We start from the raw sequence: 420 nt of genomic DNA on the forward strand, positions 1-420 counted from the left end.
ATCGTTCTTGGCAGACATACCAAGTTCTTTACGCCTAAGGCATGTAGACCTGGGATTGATAAATTTAACAGTGAACTTTTTATCCAAAAGAAAATCTGTAAGATTGACCAAGTAATGACCAGTGTCTTCCATACCAACGGCATGTTTTCTATGAAGATACTGTTTGGTTTTGGAATAGAAAAGATTAAAGCCTTTCTGATCGTTATTGAAGAAAAAAGGTGTTATAAGAATCTCGCCGGTCTTGTCATCAATGGCAGAAGCACAATGCTTAAATTTACCGACATCAATACCGATGTTAATCATGGTATCACTCCTTTCAAAAATATAAGTGACGAATACCAGTATCGCCGTTTCAAAAGTATCAGAGAATATGGTTCAAAATGTGAACTCACTTCAATAAAAGAAGGGCTCATCTAACTA

1 protein-coding gene is annotated in these 420 nt (G+C 36.0%); it reads right to left on the minus strand.

Features of this window, described 5'->3' with window-relative positions:
* The coding region (locus ACTND6_RS11205) for an IS110 family transposase (protein ID WP_441024356.1) at positions 1-303 on the minus strand (303 nt) is incomplete at its 3' end.
* Positions 304-420: the final 117 nt, after the last annotated feature.

Source organism: Bulleidia sp. HCP3S3_C9 (genome assembly GCF_052064035.1).
Classification (GTDB): Bacteria; Bacillota_I; Bacilli_A; order Erysipelotrichales; family Erysipelotrichaceae; genus Bulleidia.